This window comes from Salegentibacter agarivorans, assembly GCF_900113135.1.
Taxonomy (GTDB): domain Bacteria; phylum Bacteroidota; class Bacteroidia; order Flavobacteriales; family Flavobacteriaceae; genus Salegentibacter; species Salegentibacter agarivorans.
The window spans coordinates 13,199-27,991 of record NZ_FOOH01000028.1 but is presented as its reverse complement, the minus strand read 5'-3'; the positions used below and the strand labels follow the sequence as shown (position 1 = coordinate 27,991).

Genomic DNA, 14,793 nt, shown 5'->3' with positions numbered 1-14,793 from the left:
TCTCACCAGCATTTGCTTATCAAGAATGGGTTTAAATTTTGATTTATTCAGTACGAGTAATTGAATTTTTGAGAATTCGGTTATATTAATTTGCGGAATTCATAATATTCATCCCCAATATTATCTTTAGTTGAATTTAAGTTATTATAAATTATGAAATGTAAAATTATTTTCATTAAATTTTGATAATCACTTCTTATTTTCAAAATCCACTCGAAATCCTTAAATTTGCTAGACTTTTTTAGAACTAAATATATAATAATATGGCATACGATATTGATATGATCAAGAAGGTGTACAGCCAAATGGCCGAACGTGTGAATACTGCACGTGAGGTGGTTGGAAAACCTTTAACCCTTTCAGAAAAAATCCTTTATTCGCATTTATGGGATGGTGCAGCCAAAGAGGCTTACCAAAGAGGAAAAGACTATGTAGAATTTGCGCCAGACAGGATTGCCTGCCAGGATGCAACGGCCCAAATGGCTTTATTGCAGTTTATGCAAGCCGGGAAAAAACAGGTTGCAGTTCCAACTACAGTGCATTGTGATCACCTTATCCAGGCCAAAATGGGAGCTGCAATAGATTTGCAGGCTGCCAATAAATCAAGTAGTGAAGTTTTTGATTTTCTTGAATCTGTTTCTAACAAATATGGAATTGGTTTTTGGAAACCGGGAGCAGGTATTATTCACCAGGTTGTTTTAGAAAACTATGCATTCCCTGGAGGAATGATGATTGGTACCGATTCTCACACGGTAAATGCCGGTGGGCTTGGAATGGTTGCCATTGGTGTTGGGGGTGCCGATGCGGTAGATGTAATGGCCGGAATGGCCTGGGAGCTTAAATTTCCAAAACTTATTGGCGTTAAACTAACCGGAAGCCTTTCTGGATGGACCGCTGCAAAAGATGTAATTTTAAAAGTTGCCGGGATTCTTACTGTAAAAGGGGGAACGGGAGCAATTATTGAATATTTTGGCGAAGGTGCCCGCTCTATGTCGGCTACCGGAAAAGGAACTATTTGTAATATGGGAGCTGAAGTTGGTGCCACCACTTCAACTTTTGGGTACGATGAGTCTATGGACCGTTACCTACGTGCTACAGATCGTGCTGAAGTTGCAGACGCCGCCAATGAGATTAAAGAACACTTAACAGGAGATGATGAGGTTTATGCAAATCCTGAACAATATTTTGATGAGGTAATTGAAATTAATCTATCAGAATTAAAGCCTCACCTTAACGGGCCATTTACGCCAGATTTAGCAACTCCTATTTCTGAAATGGGTGCTAAAGCAAAAGAAAACAACTGGCCAATTAATGTAGACTGGGGATTAATAGGATCCTGTACCAACTCTTCTTATGAAGATTTAACCCGGGCAGCTTCTATCGCAAAACAGGCGGTAGATAAAAAAGTAAAAGCAAAATCTGATTTTGGTATTAATCCAGGATCTGAACAAATTAGGTTTACTGCAGAACGTGATGGATTGTTAAAGATCTTTGAAGATCTTGATGCTACAATTTTCACCAATGCCTGTGGACCTTGTATTGGGCAGTGGGATAGAAGTGATAGAAAAGGGGACGAGAAAAACACTATTGTGCATTCTTTTAACCGAAACTTTTCAAAACGTGCCGATGGTAACCCAAATACCCACGCCTTCGTAGGTTCTCCAGAGATGGTTGCTGCAATAGCGATTTCAGGTAGATTGGATTTTGATCCAACTCGCGATAAGCTTATCAATGAAGATGGGGAAGAAGTGATGTTAGACGAACCAACAGGAATTGAATTACCTTCTGATGGGTTTGATGTTGAAGAAGATGGGTATGTGCCACCAAACGAAGATGGAAGCTCTGTAGTTGTAAAAGTAGCTGAAGACAGTGAAAGACTACAGTTATTAACTCCATTTGAGCCCTGGGATGGTAAAAATCTTATGGGAGCTAAGTTGTTAATTAAAGCTTTTGGTAAATGTACTACCGACCATATTTCTATGGCAGGACCGTGGTTACGTTACAGAGGTCACTTAGATAATATTTCTAACAATTGCCTTATTGGGGCTATTAATGCTTACAATAAAAAGACAAACTTTGTAAAAAGTCAACTTACCGGTGAGTATGACGGTGTTCCCGCAGTACAACGTACTTATAAAAAAGAAGGTGTTCCAACTGTAGTTGTAGGAGACCACAATTATGGGGAAGGTTCTTCTAGAGAGCACGCGGCTATGGAGCCTCGCCACCTGGGAGTAAAAGTGGTATTGGTAAAATCTTTTGCCCGTATTCACGAAACCAATCTTAAGAAACAAGGTATGTTAGGATTGACTTTTGACAATGAGGCCGATTATGACCTTATCCAGGAAGACGATACTTTCAACTTTATAGATCTTGAAGATTTTGCTCCAGACAAGCAAATTACTGTAGAGATTGTACATGCTGATGGTAGTAAGGATACTATTAAAACAAACCATACTTATAACCAACCTCAAATTGAGTGGTATAAACATGGTTCAGCTTTAAACTTAATTAAGAAGCAAAACGCCGCTTAATTAGTTTAGGATTATATTTATAAAGAGGCTGATTAATTTTTGATCGTCTCGTCATTCTGAATTTGTTTCAGAATCTAAATTCTTAAGAGTTAGACCCTGAAACAAGTTCAGGGTGACGTGGAGAAAATCAATTTTAATCAGCCTCTTTTTTATGGATTAAATTTAGATGTTAAGTACCTTTGTTATATACGTCTAAGTATTAAAATTCGGCAATGAAGAAGCTTTTCAAGAATCAATGGTCTAACATTATTTTTATTGTAATTATCCTGGTAATGATTATCCCACAAACCCGGAAACCCATTCAAATTGTGGTAAATAAAATTTTTGCGTTTAGCCCTTCGGCAACAGATGAAGAAGACAGGAAAGAGCTGGAAACTTACAATTGGACCTTGGAAACGAAAGATGGGAATAGAGTTGATTTTGCTGAATCTAAAGGAAAAGTGATAATCGTAAATTACTGGGCTACCTGGTGCCCACCCTGTATTGCTGAAATGCCAAGTTTCCAGGAACTTTATACAGATTATAAGGACGATGTAGCATTTTATTTTATCTCTGGCGAAGATCACGAAACTACCAACAACTTCCTGAAGCGTAAAGGCTATAACTTCTCCAGTTACAGGATGCTCTCAGAAGATCCCAAACCTTTAGATGGTTATACCTTACCTTCTACTTATGTAATTGATAAAAGCGGAACTATTGTAGTAGATAAAAAAGGCGCGGCCGACTGGAATAGTCAGAATTTTAGAAACCTGTTAAGTCAGCTTTTAGCTGAATAAATTAAAAGGTTTTCCTGAAAAATGATTTCACAAAATCGAAACTATAAAGCGAAAACATAATTTTTAAGTCTTCTGAAACTGAAGTTTCTTCATCCAGGTATTTAAAAATATCCTGTGGAGAATTTTTAGTGTAAAATTTGGTAAAAATTTCTTCTCCTTTTTGATTATTCTGGGCGAGTACATCCAGAAAAATTGCATCGTACTTTCTGAATTTTTCATTGATTAAGTTTTCTCCCGGTATTTTTCCGCTTTTAATATTTTTAATAATTCGGTTTATACGCTTTTCTGTGTTTTTAAACGAATAACCGGTAGAAGGTTTTACCCAGCCACCACCGGTACCAATTTTGGTAATTTGTTTAGTGTTTGCTTTATTAAAAGGGAAATCGGTCATTGGGATTATGCCGGTTTCAGTGCTTTTAATCGTAAAATCCTTTGTTTTTAAAACCTTTTCAAAATATTTCTGAAGCATTTCGTCATACACTTTATCTTCAGTTAAAAAGGGAGAGAAAAAAGTATATTCAACTAATGCTTTTCTTTCAGTAAATGGGAGGATATAAGTAAAAGCGGTAGCGCCGGGATACTTAATTCTATAATCCATCATCGTAAAAGAATCTGGGCTAAAAGTGGGTTTTTCGGTTTCTACTTCCCAGCCTTTAAAATGCTGAAAAATAGTAGTGTGTTTTTTACTTTCCAGGTAAGAAGGATCTACCCTGCTGTCAAAAAAATGAGTAGCGCCATAAGATGTTTTTCGGCCTTTGGCTTTCATAGTTACGGGATCAATTTTCTGAATTTCATCGGTAATAAATTCAATATCACCAGATTCTTCTATCTCTTCCTGCAATTTTTGATGATAATCTGCAGCCTTTATCATCTTATAGGAATAAGGGGAAAGTTGTAATTCTATATTTTCTTCAGAAGAAATGAATTTTCCGTTATTCCAGGATTTGGTAAGTAGATGATCCCATTTGCCTGAGCCTTTTTCCCAATAACACCAGGTTTTAACCGGAATAGAAAAATCAGAATCTATTATGGCAATCTTTTTTCCTTTGAAAAAAACATCCCGGCTAAGTTGCCGGGCTAATTGAAGGCCTGCAAGTCCTCCACCAATAATAACATAAAAATATACGGGACCTAGCATAAATTACTAACGCAGCATTACTATTTTATTTTTTAAAGTATTTGAAAGGTACGAATAACATTCCAAAACATTCGCCATCGTCTTTGCCAAGATGTTTATGATGCATTTTATGTGCTCTTCTTATTCCTTTAGCGAAACGGTTATTAGCATTTCTAAACATTTTAAATCGTTGGTGTATAAAAATATCGTGAACCGTAAAGTAAGTAATGCCATAGGCTAAAATTCCCAGGCCAATGGGTAGGCCAATCCAAACATCTTCATAACGCCAAAGTAGGAAAAAACCAATACTAACAAGTGCGTAAAAAATAAAGAAAAGATCGTTGCGTTCCCACCAGTGGCTGTGGTCTTTGTGGTGGTGGTCTTTGTGCAGTTTCCAGAGTAATCCGTGCATAATATATTTATGGGTAAACCAGGCCATTCCTTCCATACCGGCGAAAGTGCCCAGAAAAACCAGAATCCATAATAAAATATCCATATTAAATAAGTTTTAATCTATAAGAAATATACGATTTGGCCAAGAGCCCTGCTTTTTGATAATCTGGAACCCTTATCCTGCTGTTCCTAATTTCTAAAGAAGGTACTTTTTTAAGCTTGTGCAATAATTTTCTATAATAAATATATGCGGTGTAAACACCAAATTTAGCTTCTACCGGTAAATGCGAAATTCCGCTTAAACCGTGTTTAAAATCTTCTTCTATTTCTGCTATAATCTTTTGTTTGCTGGCTTCATCTAATTGTTCAAGATTGGTGCCGGGGAAATAACTACGGCTAAGATCTTCAAAATCGGCTTTAAGGTCTCTTAAAAAATTCACCTTCTGAAAAGCAGAGCCTAAACTCATTGCAGATTGCTTCAGCGATTCATATTTTTTATGATCCCCCTTTACAAAAACCTTTAAACACATAAGGCCTACTACGTCTGCACTTCCGTAGATATATTCTTTATATTCGGCAATACTAAGATAGTCAGATTTATGCAAATCTAAGCGCATACTCTTCATAAAAGCGCGATAAAGCGATTCGTCTATTTGATACTTATGTACGGTTTCCTGAAAAGAATTTAAAATAGGATTTAGGCTAATTTTATCTTTAATTGCTTTATAAAGATCTACTTCAAAATCGTTAAATAGTTTTTCCTTATCATAGTCGTGAAAAGTGTCTACAATTTCATCGGCAAAACGCACAAAGCCGTAGATATTATAAATATCCTGACGAATAGAGGGCGCGAGCATCCTGGTCGCGGTAGAGAACGAGGTGCTGTATTGGTGAGTAACAGTTTTACTACAAGCCCGTGAAACATTGTCAAAAATGGCTTTCATAATTTAATTTTCTTTTTGAATTAATCCCGCGGCAAGCTTTCCTGAAATTAGTGAAGGAGGCACGCCGGGGCCGGGAACACTTAACTGCCCGGTAAAAAATAATTTGTGCACTTTTTTACTCTTTAATTTAGGTCTTAAAAATGCAGTTTGTAAAAGGGTATTTGCCAGGCCATAAGCATTACCCTTATAAGAATTATAATCTTCTTTAAAATCTTTAACGCAAAATGATTCTTTAAAAAGAAGATGATCGGTTACATTTTGATTGGTTAAACTTTCAAACCGGCTTATAATTTTCTGAAAATATTTCTCCCTAATTTCTGGAGTATCTTCCACATCGGGTGCCAGCGGAATTAAAAATATACCGGCTTCTTTTCCTTCTGGCGCGGCGGCATCATCTGTAACTGATGGAAAGCTTGCATAAAACAACGGATTTTCTGGCCACTCGGCATCATCGTAAATTGCTTTTGCGTGTTTCTCGAAGTCGGTATCAAAAAATAAGGTATGATGCGTTACATTCTCTAATTTCTTATTAAAACCGGCAAAAAATAATAAAGCTGAAGGAGCAAAGGTCTTTTTTTGCCAGTAAGACTCCTTGTATTGTCTTTTGTATTCCGGCAGTAAAGTTTCGGTATGATGATAATCGGCACCGCTAAGAATATAATCGGCTTCTATTTTTTCACCGTTTACCTGCATTCCTGTTGCGGTATTGTTTTCAACAAAAATTTCAGAAACCGCGGCATTCGTATTTATTTTAACTCCCAGGGAATTAGCCAGGTTTTCCATGGCTTCAATCACCTTATACATTCCGCCTTTGGGGTGCCAGGTGCCCAGGCCAAAATCGGCGTAATTCATAAAACTATAAAAAGCCGGGGTCTGGCTGGCTTTAGCTCCAAGAAATAGTACCGGAAATTCAAGAATTTGAATAAGTTTCTGGTTGGTAAATTCTTTCCTGACTTCTTTAGAAATTGTGCTAAAAAACTGGCCTATTTTGCCTGCGGTGGTGGGCGTAATTAATTCTAAAGGAGAAACGCCGGGGCGATATACCAAATCTTTAATGGCTATATCATAATTGTTTTTAGCTTCCTCAATAAACTGTTTTAGCTTTATTGAACTTCCGGGTTCTTCGGCTTCAAAAGCCGCGCAAATTTTATCGAGGCTGTCTTCTATGGTAATGCTATCATTTTTTCCGAAGAAAACTTTATAAGCGGGACTTAGTTTTTCCAGCTCATAATAATCTGAAGGTTTTTTGCTAAAATCGGCAAAAAAACGTTCAAAAACATCGGGCATCCAATACCATGTAGGACCAATATCAAAACAGAATCCGTCTTTTTTTAGCTGGCGTGCCCGCCCGCCGATGTTTGCATTTTTTTCAAATATATCTACCCTATAGCCATCTCTTGCGAGGTAGCAGGCCGCAGCGAGGGAAGCAAATCCGGAACCAATAACAGCAACTTTCTTCTTCATATTTAAAGGTTATCTATAAATTGGTTTAGGTTGGTGTGGGTTTTCACAAAAGCGGGAAGCTCTTTATGCTGAATTTCCCTTATTTTATGCCCAAAAAGTAATAATTCGTAAGTTTTCTTTTCGCAAACTTCCTCGTTAAATTGATTTATAAAATCTTCTACATCTCCGGGTGCGGTGGTAAAATAACTTACAAAACTCAGGTTGTCGTGGCGCTCTAACAGATAGCCAAGATCGGTTAAAGGTAAACTTGGGCCCAGATAAATTGCCTGGTTCCCGTGATATAGAAGTTCATAATACAGGTAAATAATCCCAATATCGTGAATTTCATTTTCGGGAAGAAAGAGTACGTATAACTTATCGGAAGTTGGTTTGACCTCTTTCTTTATTTCAGCGAGATTAAAATATAATTTTTGTTTAATAAGATCTACAATATAATGCTCGTGAATTGGCTTAATGGTATCGGTTTGCCACAACATACCAATTTGCTCCAGTAAGGGAAGAAAAACCTGGTGAAAAATTTGCCTGAAGCTTTTATCTTTCTGTAGCGTCTCGTATGTATTATTAAAAAGCTCTTCATCAAAATTCATCATAGAAAGTTTAAATGAATTTTGAGCTCGGTTTTCTTTACTTGTACTGGCAGAAATACTTCTTACCATTTTAGCAATTTCTTCATCACTGAGTTTGGAAATCCTTGAGATTTTATAGCCGTGTTCGTTTAAGAAAGCAACGTTTAAGATCTTTTGAAGATTAGAACTATCGTATGTCCTTATATTTGTAGAAGTACGATCGGGATTTAAGATATTATATCTTTTTTCCCAAATTCTTATGGTATGAGCCTTGATTCCGCTTAAATTTTCAAGGTCTTTTATACTGAAATTTTGCTTAATTAGTTCCATATTGTGTTTAAGATAGTCAAATCTAATTAAAATTGAACATTAAACACTTTACGAAAGTGTTAAAATGTTTAATTGTTTAGTTAAAAAGTTAAACACTAAAATTTATGACGACGATTTCTTCAAAACTTGTCCTTATAACCGGTGGCGCATCTGGTATAGGAAAAATAATGGGCAGGGAAGTATTAAAGCATGGGGGTAAATTGGTAATTTGGGATGTGGATAAACTCAATTTACAAAAAACACTTAATGAATTTGAGGAATTGGGGGAGGTATATGGATACACCATAGATATCACCAATACCGTGTGGGTAAAGGAAATGGCCAGGCAGGTAGAGGAAGAAATTGGAGGAATTGATATTTTAATCAATAATGCCGGAATTGTGTATGGTGGTTATTTTCACGAGAATTCTTCAGAAAAAATAGAAAAGACAATGAAGGTAAATGCCATTGCCCCAATGCAACTTGCATTAACTTTTCTTCCCGGTATGATCAAAAGGAAAAGAGGTCATATTTGTAATATAACCTCTTCTGCCGGTCTGGTCTCTAATCCAAAAATGGCGGTTTACGCCGGCAGCAAATGGGCTGCCACCGGTTGGTCTGATAGTTTACGGTTGGAAATGGAACAGCTTAAAACGGGCGTTGGCCTAACCACGGTTACTCCTTATTATATTAATACCGGAATGTTTGACGGGGTGAAATCTAATATCCCTATTCTGGATCAAACTAAAGTGGCTAAAAAAATAATTAAAGCAATTGAAAAGAACAGGATCTATCTAAGTATGCCGTGGAGTATGCGTTTTGTAAGATTTTCACAGGGACTTTTTCCAATTTGGTTTTACGATTGGTTTGTAGGAAGGGTAATTGGGGTGTATAAAACAATGGATGAATTTAAAGGTCGAAAAAAATAAGGATATGGAAGAAACTTCAGCAAAAGAGATAGCCGAAATATATAAGAATCAAAGAACGTTTTTCGCTTCTCAGGAAACTAAAAGTATAGATTTCAGGCTTCAGCAGTTAAAGAAATTAAAAAAAGCCATTCTTCAATATGAAGATAAAGTGAATAAAGCTTTATGGGAAGACCTTCATAAATCTAAGGAAGAAGCTTTTCTTACCGAAACCAGTTTGCTTATAGAAGAGTTGAATTATCATATTAAAAGCCTCAAGAAATGGTCACAGCCTAAAAAAGTAGGGACACCTTTACAAATTAAACCTTCCGGCTCAAAAATCTATTTTGAGCCCCTGGGCATTGGTCTAATAATCGCGCCGTGGAATTACCCGTTTCAGCTTACTATAAATCCATTAATTGGTGCCATTTCTGCCGGATGCTGTGCGGTGCTAAAACCTTCACCAGACACACCAAATGTAGCCAGGGTTATAAAAGAAATGATTTCAGAATTTTTTCCTTCAGAATATATTTCGGTAGTGCAGGGAGGGAAGGAAGCTAACCAGGAGCTGTTTAAATTTCCATTTGATGTTATGTTTTTTACCGGTAGTCCGGGTGTGGGGAAAACCGTAATGAAAGCTGCTGCCGAGCATTTAAGCCGAGTGGTTTTAGAACTGGGAGGTAAAAGCCCCTGTATAGTAGATAAAGCGGCAAACCTAAAAATTGCCGGAAAAAGAATTGCCTGGGGTAAAATTATAAATGCAGGCCAAACCTGTATCGCACCAGATTATTTGCTGGTTCACAAGGATATTAAGAAAGATCTCTTAGCTGAAATTTCTAAATCTTTTGAAGAAATGCTGGGAGATAATATCGCAAATTCTAATCATTATGGCCGAATTGTAAACCCAAATGCAATGAATAGGTTAATGAAATATTTAGATGGCGATATATATTACGGCGGAAAAGTAAATTTAGAAGAAAAATATATTGCTCCTACGATTTTAAATAACGTAAAACCTGAAGATGAGATTATGCAGGAAGAAATCTTCGGGCCTATTTTACCGGTAATGGAATTTGAAGAAATAGAGCAAGCTTTATCTTATATAAACAAGAATGAAAAACCGCTTGCACTTTATTATTTTGGAAAAGATAATGGCGCAGATCAAGTTTTGCGGGAAACAAGTTCTGGGGGAGCCTGTATAAACGATACGCTCTTACACGTAGCGAACCATAAATTGCCTTTTGGAGGTGTGGGAAATAGCGGAATGGGGAAATATCACGGTAAAGAAAGTTTCCTGGCTTTTACGCACGAAAGAGGCGTGGTAAATTCAACTACAAAACTGGATATACCATTAAAGTATCCACCTTATAAGTTTTTTGGATTAATAAAGAAAATAGTAGGATAGGAATTTAGAAAGTGCCCGGAGCGGGAGTCGAACCCGCACGCCCTAATGGACACATGGCCCTCAACCATGCCTGTCTACCAGTTCCAGCACCCGGGCTTAAAACAAGTCTGGAAATAGTACATTTCCTAGGGCTGTTGCAAAAAATTGAATTCAAAGAATTCTGAACTTAAAAAGTGATCTGGCTGGGGCTCGAACCCAGGACCCTCTCCTTAAAAGGGAGATGCTCTACCAACTGAGCTACCAGATCGGTTGTGAATATTTCAAAAAAATAAATTCAATTAAGAATTCTGAACTTAAAAAGTGATCTGGCTGGGGCTTCCCGAAACTCTACTTTACTGCGTTTCGTTAGGGACAGGTTTCTCGCCAACTAAATCAAAATTTATTTTGTGATCTGGCTGGGGCTCGAACCCAGGACCCTCTCCTTAAAAGGGAGATGCTCTACCAACTGAGCTACCAGATCAATAAAAAGCATCCGTCTTTTTGCGAATGCGGGTGCAAATATACATTCATTAATTTATTTTTCAAGCCTAAATTGAGATAAATTTATATTAGATTTGAATCCTTCTAATAATAAGTACTTTAACTATGAAAATTTTTTTAACCGGGTATATGGGATCGGGTAAGTCGGTGGTAGGAGAGAAGCTTGCTAAAAATCTGAATTACAAATATGTAGATCTCGATGATCAAATAGAAGTGATCCAGGGAAAAAGTATTAATGATATTTTTGAGGATAGAGGCGAACTTTATTTTAGAAAACTGGAATCACAAATTTTAGACGATATTTTGGAAAATAATTCAGATATGGTGATCTCTTTAGGAGGGGGAACGCCATGTTACGGAGATAATTTTGACCGAATTTGTGCCCAAAAAGATGCAAAAAGTATTTACTTAAAAGCATCTATCCCAACATTAACCGAAAGGCTTTTCCAGGAAAAAGTTCATAGACCGGTAATTAGTCATTTAGACTCCCGGGAGACTTTAGAAGAATTTATTAGGAAACATCTCTTTGAGCGCGCCTATTATTACAGCCAGTCGGATATTACCGTAAACGTAGACGAAAAAGAACCTGAATTTATTGTAGATCAAATTATAGAAAAACTATAAAAGCTCTGCTTTAAATTTATTTGCTTCAAAAGAAACTTCTACCATTTCGTTTAAAGAAGTGGAGAGCGAAATTCCTTTAAAATCGGCTTTTACAGGGTATTTTTTATGATTTCGGTCTACTAAAACCGCTGTTTTAAATTGTTTAAGCGGAACATTTAAAAAATGTCTTACGCCATAAATTAAGGTGGTCCCAGAGTTTAAAACATCATCTACCAAAATAACCGATTTATCTTGATAAACCTCGGGTTCCAACGAAGTAGTAATTTCTTCCAGCGGATTTTTCTTATTTACGTAAACTTCGCACAACTTGATTTTTAGCGGAGAAATCGTTTCTAAAGCTTCTTTTAAATGCAAGGCTAATTGATGGCCCTTTTTAGAAATACCGGCAAGAATAATTTCCTTTTCATCAATATTGCTTTCGTAAACCTGGTAGGCTATACGTTTAATTTTATGCTGAATTTGTTCGTGATTTAAAATAAGTACACGTTCTTTCATTTGCTTATATGTTTGGGTTCAGCGTCAAACTGACTTTTTTCTGAATTTAAAAAATAATTCGTTTCCCTGCCTTGGTTTTATAGAATTGTAGCAGGTTTCGAGGATTTCAATTTTAAAATACGGACTAAAATACGTTAAATATTCTTCTTTGTTTCCGCCAAAAGGCGGACCTTGTTCTGTAAGCGGAAATTTAAAAAGCAGTCCGCTTAGCAATCCATTCTCATTTAAAATTTCAGCAGATTTTTTTGCATAATCCTGCCTGGAACTTACCGGAAGCGCACAGAAGAAGGTTTGCTCTAAAATAAGATCAAAAGAATCTTCAATTTCAAAGAAATTAATGGGCAATAATTGTTCTTCCGGAAAATTGGGTAAACGGTTTTTTAGATTTTTTAGGGGATTTTTGCTAATATCGGCTACATATACATTTTTAAAACCCTGTTTAAATAAATATTCGGCTTCATAGCCATTTCCGGCGCCGGGAATTAATATTTTAAGTTCCCTGTCTGCAAGCTGATCTATATACTGTTTCAGTGGGGGAGATATTTCGCCAATATCCCAGCCGGTTTGGTTTTCTTCGTAGCGTTGCGACCAAAATGCCGAAGAAAAACTACGATTTGATGTCATCTGGATTGGGATCTGTGTTTTCAAACCAATCGTCTATATCACGACGATCTTTTTTAGTAGGTCTTCCTGTACCTTTTTTACGATAATAATCTTTAGAGTATTTTAAAAGCTCTAATTTTTCAAAAGCTTCTTTTGGGGTTACATCAATTATATAAAGATTTACCAGTTTTGCGCCAACCCGGTTGGGAGGAAGGTCTAAAACTTCAATTTGATAATCTATCTGGTTTTTTCTTACGGTAAGTTTATCGTTTGGAAAAATTTCTTTAGAGGGCTTTACATTAGCGCCATCTACTTTCACTTTTCCCTGCTTGCATGCGTTGGTGGCAATGCTTCGGGTTTTAAAATATCTTACGCACCATAAAAACTTGTCAACTCTCATAAAATCTCTCCTTTAAAACTGCGTTAATCTTAAACAAAAATACAAGAATATTGTATCTTGCGCGCCAAAAATAAAGACAATGCGATTAAACAAATTTTTTATTCTAAGCCTTATTTCAGCTTCAACTCTAATTTCCTGTAACGATGATGATAATAGAAATACGCCGCAAATTGAGGAAAGAGACCCTGAAGAGCAGGCTTTGACTGATGCCGATTCAATAAATAATTTCCTGGACACCCATTTTTACAATTACGAAGAGTTTGAAAATCCTTCAGATGATTTTGATTATATGGTTCGTCTTGATACAATTGCCGGTGAAAATGCAGATAAAACACCACTTTCTGAAGAGGAAAACCTGATTATGAAAACGGTGGTGAATAATGATGTAGAATACAATATGTATGTATTAAAGGTTAGAGAAGGGGAAGGCCAACAACCAAAATTCACCGATTCTACTCTTGTTAGTTACCGCGGGGAACTATTAAACCTTACCGCTTTTGATAATGCAAATACACCTGTTTGGTTTGATCTTACCACACTAATAAAAGGCTTTACTGAAGGAATTATAGAATTTAAAGGAGCTTCTGGATATAAGGTAAATCCAGATAATACGGTAGATTTTAATGACGATTATGGCATTGGAGCTTTAATTTTTCCTTCAGGTTTAGGATATTTTTCAAGTTCACAAACCAGTATTCCACCTTATAGTCCTTTGGTTTTTAACGTGCAGTTATTCCGTGTTAATGAAACCGATCACGATCGGGATGGTATTCCCAGCTGGATGGAAGATTTAAATGAAAATAACAATATTTTGGACGATGATAGCGATGGTGACGACACTCCAAATTTTGCTGATGCCGATGATGATGGTGATGGAAAACCAACCCGTGATGAAATAATTATCAATGAAGATGGTAGTATAGAGTTTCCAGATTCTAACGGAAATGGAACTCCAGATTATTTAGATCCCGATACTTTTGAATAAGTAAAAGCTTAAGTATTTTATATAGAAAAGAGGTTAAGTAGAAAGTTAACTTAAACGTCATCCTGAACTTGCTTCAGGATCTAAGTTGTTTTAAAACATATTAGAAGCTGAAACTAGTTCAGCTTGACGAAGAAAGTCTTTTTACTTAACCTCTCCTTTTTTATTAAACAGAATAGAACTTTCCTGTTTGGTTACTTTTAACTTAAAAAGCGTAAGACAAACTCAAAATCCATTGAGAAGGTCTGGAATCTATTGAAAAATTATCTGAAGCTTCTTCACTAAAAGCGGTATTTTCGGTAAAAGCGCCTTCATATCTTACATCAAAACCTAATCTACCCAGATTTATACCGGCACCTACCTGGTAACCTACCGTTATATCTTTTTCAACATCGCCAATTTTTAGCGGAGTATCTTCCAGCTCATTATTTATAATATACTGAAATGAAGGACCTGCTTTTATATTTAAGGGTCCTAAAACATTTACGCCCAATAAAATAGGCGCATCAATTTTATCAATTTTATAGTTGAAAGTTTCATATTCGGTATTCAGGCGAGTGAACATTAGTTCTGGCTGAAGAAAAATTCCCACAATCTCAAAACGACTGAAAAGCCCTATATGATACCCTGATTTTTCTTTACCTTCAATGATATCTCCTAAATCGTTAGAAGCATTTTCCATTTTAAGATCTCCGGTAGCCCCGTAGTTGAAACCACCTTTAATTCCAAAATCTGCTTCCTGTGCTATGAGTCCAGCAGAGGAGCACACAAAAAAAGCGATAAACATTAATTTTTTCAT

At 36.4% G+C, this 14,793-nt stretch carries 15 protein-coding genes and 3 tRNA genes; 6 read left to right on the top strand and 12 right to left on the bottom strand.

Features of this window, described 5'->3' with window-relative positions; genetic code table 11:
* The first annotated feature begins 263 nt into the window (after nucleotides 1–263).
* Both BM084_RS16290 and BM084_RS16285 read left to right on the top strand, forming a co-directional pair.
* The gene (locus BM084_RS16290; RefSeq protein WP_075327605.1) at nucleotides 264–2,531 is read left to right on the top strand and encodes an aconitate hydratase; all 2,268 of its coding nucleotides are present in this window, start codon (nucleotides 264–266) and stop codon (nucleotides 2,529–2,531) included.
* Between the two features lie 212 nt (nucleotides 2,532–2,743).
* A complete protein-coding gene (locus BM084_RS16285; protein WP_093306097.1) occupies nucleotides 2,744–3,307 on the top strand; it encodes a TlpA family protein disulfide reductase in 564 nt (187 codons plus the stop codon).
* Nucleotide 3,308: 1 nt separating this feature from the next.
* Here BM084_RS16285 and BM084_RS16280 read toward each other — a convergent pair whose 3' ends face one another.
* From BM084_RS16280 to BM084_RS16260, 5 genes are read right to left on the bottom strand one after another with little or no spacing between them, the layout of a single operon-like run.
* Nucleotides 3,309–4,445 (bottom strand): lycopene cyclase family protein, encoded by a 1,137-nt coding sequence (locus tag BM084_RS16280; protein WP_093306095.1) that lies wholly within the window; start codon nucleotides 4,443–4,445, stop codon nucleotides 3,309–3,311.
* A gap of 25 nt (nucleotides 4,446–4,470) precedes the next feature.
* Nucleotides 4,471–4,920, bottom strand: coding sequence for a sterol desaturase family protein (locus BM084_RS16275; RefSeq protein ID WP_075327602.1), 450 nt, complete (start codon nucleotides 4,918–4,920; stop codon nucleotides 4,471–4,473).
* A gap of 1 nt (nucleotide 4,921) precedes the next feature.
* A complete protein-coding gene (locus BM084_RS16270) occupies nucleotides 4,922–5,761 on the bottom strand; it encodes a phytoene/squalene synthase family protein (protein WP_093306093.1) in 840 nt (279 codons plus the stop codon).
* A 3-nt stretch (nucleotides 5,762–5,764) separates the two neighbouring features.
* Nucleotides 5,765–7,225: a phytoene desaturase family protein gene (locus BM084_RS16265; RefSeq protein WP_093306091.1), complete on the bottom strand. Its 1,461-nt coding sequence runs from the start codon at nucleotides 7,223–7,225 to the stop codon at nucleotides 5,765–5,767.
* A gap of 2 nt (nucleotides 7,226–7,227) precedes the next feature.
* On the bottom strand, nucleotides 7,228–8,121 hold the full coding sequence (locus tag BM084_RS16260; RefSeq protein ID WP_075327599.1) for a MerR family transcriptional regulator: 894 nt from the start codon (nucleotides 8,119–8,121) through the stop codon (nucleotides 7,228–7,230).
* Nucleotides 8,122–8,225: 104 nt separating this feature from the next.
* Here BM084_RS16260 and BM084_RS16255 point away from each other — a divergent pair, with 104 nt between their 5' ends.
* Nucleotides 8,226–9,029: an SDR family oxidoreductase gene (locus BM084_RS16255; protein WP_075327598.1), complete on the top strand. Its 804-nt coding sequence runs from the start codon at nucleotides 8,226–8,228 to the stop codon at nucleotides 9,027–9,029.
* Entirely contained in the window at nucleotides 9,004–10,410 is a 1,407-nt protein-coding gene (locus BM084_RS16250; protein ID WP_232228861.1) for an aldehyde dehydrogenase, read from the top strand. Before BM084_RS16255 ends, BM084_RS16250 begins: the two co-directional genes overlap by 26 nt.
* A gap of 12 nt (nucleotides 10,411–10,422) precedes the next feature.
* On the opposite strand, the gene BM084_RS16245 is transcribed toward BM084_RS16250, so the two are convergent.
* The 3 genes from BM084_RS16245 to BM084_RS16235 form a co-directional block, all read right to left on the bottom strand.
* Nucleotides 10,423–10,506: transfer RNA gene (locus BM084_RS16245), tRNA-Leu, on the bottom strand.
* A 78-nt stretch (nucleotides 10,507–10,584) separates the two neighbouring features.
* Nucleotides 10,585–10,657 (bottom strand) — tRNA-Lys (locus BM084_RS16240).
* Between the two features lie 140 nt (nucleotides 10,658–10,797).
* Nucleotides 10,798–10,870: transfer RNA gene (locus BM084_RS16235), tRNA-Lys, on the bottom strand.
* A gap of 125 nt (nucleotides 10,871–10,995) precedes the next feature.
* Between BM084_RS16235 and BM084_RS16230 the strand changes: the two genes are divergently transcribed.
* Nucleotides 10,996–11,514, top strand: a complete 519-nt coding sequence (locus BM084_RS16230; protein ID WP_075327597.1) for a shikimate kinase — start codon at nucleotides 10,996–10,998, stop codon at nucleotides 11,512–11,514.
* On the opposite strand, the gene BM084_RS16225 is transcribed toward BM084_RS16230, so the two are convergent.
* From BM084_RS16225 to BM084_RS16215, 3 genes are read right to left on the bottom strand one after another with little or no spacing between them, the layout of a single operon-like run.
* Nucleotides 11,509–12,009 carry a phosphoribosyltransferase family protein gene (locus BM084_RS16225; RefSeq protein WP_075327596.1) on the bottom strand — a complete coding sequence of 167 codons (501 nt, stop codon included), beginning with the start codon at nucleotides 12,007–12,009 and terminating at the stop codon, nucleotides 11,509–11,511. The genes BM084_RS16230 and BM084_RS16225 overlap by 6 nt on opposite strands.
* A 24-nt stretch (nucleotides 12,010–12,033) precedes the next feature.
* On the bottom strand, nucleotides 12,034–12,657 hold the full coding sequence (locus BM084_RS16220) for a methyltransferase (RefSeq protein ID WP_317040678.1): 624 nt from the start codon (nucleotides 12,655–12,657) through the stop codon (nucleotides 12,034–12,036).
* Nucleotides 12,617–13,012, bottom strand: a complete 396-nt coding sequence (locus tag BM084_RS16215; RefSeq protein WP_075327594.1) for an RNA-binding S4 domain-containing protein — start codon at nucleotides 13,010–13,012, stop codon at nucleotides 12,617–12,619. The genes BM084_RS16220 and BM084_RS16215 overlap by 41 nt, the downstream gene beginning before the upstream one ends.
* A gap of 79 nt (nucleotides 13,013–13,091) precedes the next feature.
* Between BM084_RS16215 and BM084_RS16210 the strand changes: the two genes are divergently transcribed.
* Nucleotides 13,092–13,997 carry an FKBP-type peptidyl-prolyl cis-trans isomerase gene (locus BM084_RS16210; protein ID WP_075327593.1) on the top strand — a complete coding sequence of 302 codons (906 nt, stop codon included), beginning with the start codon at nucleotides 13,092–13,094 and terminating at the stop codon, nucleotides 13,995–13,997.
* 202 nt (nucleotides 13,998–14,199) lie between these two features.
* On the opposite strand, the gene BM084_RS16205 is transcribed toward BM084_RS16210, so the two are convergent.
* On the bottom strand, nucleotides 14,200–14,793 hold the full coding sequence (locus BM084_RS16205) for an outer membrane beta-barrel protein (RefSeq protein WP_075327592.1): 594 nt from the start codon (nucleotides 14,791–14,793) through the stop codon (nucleotides 14,200–14,202).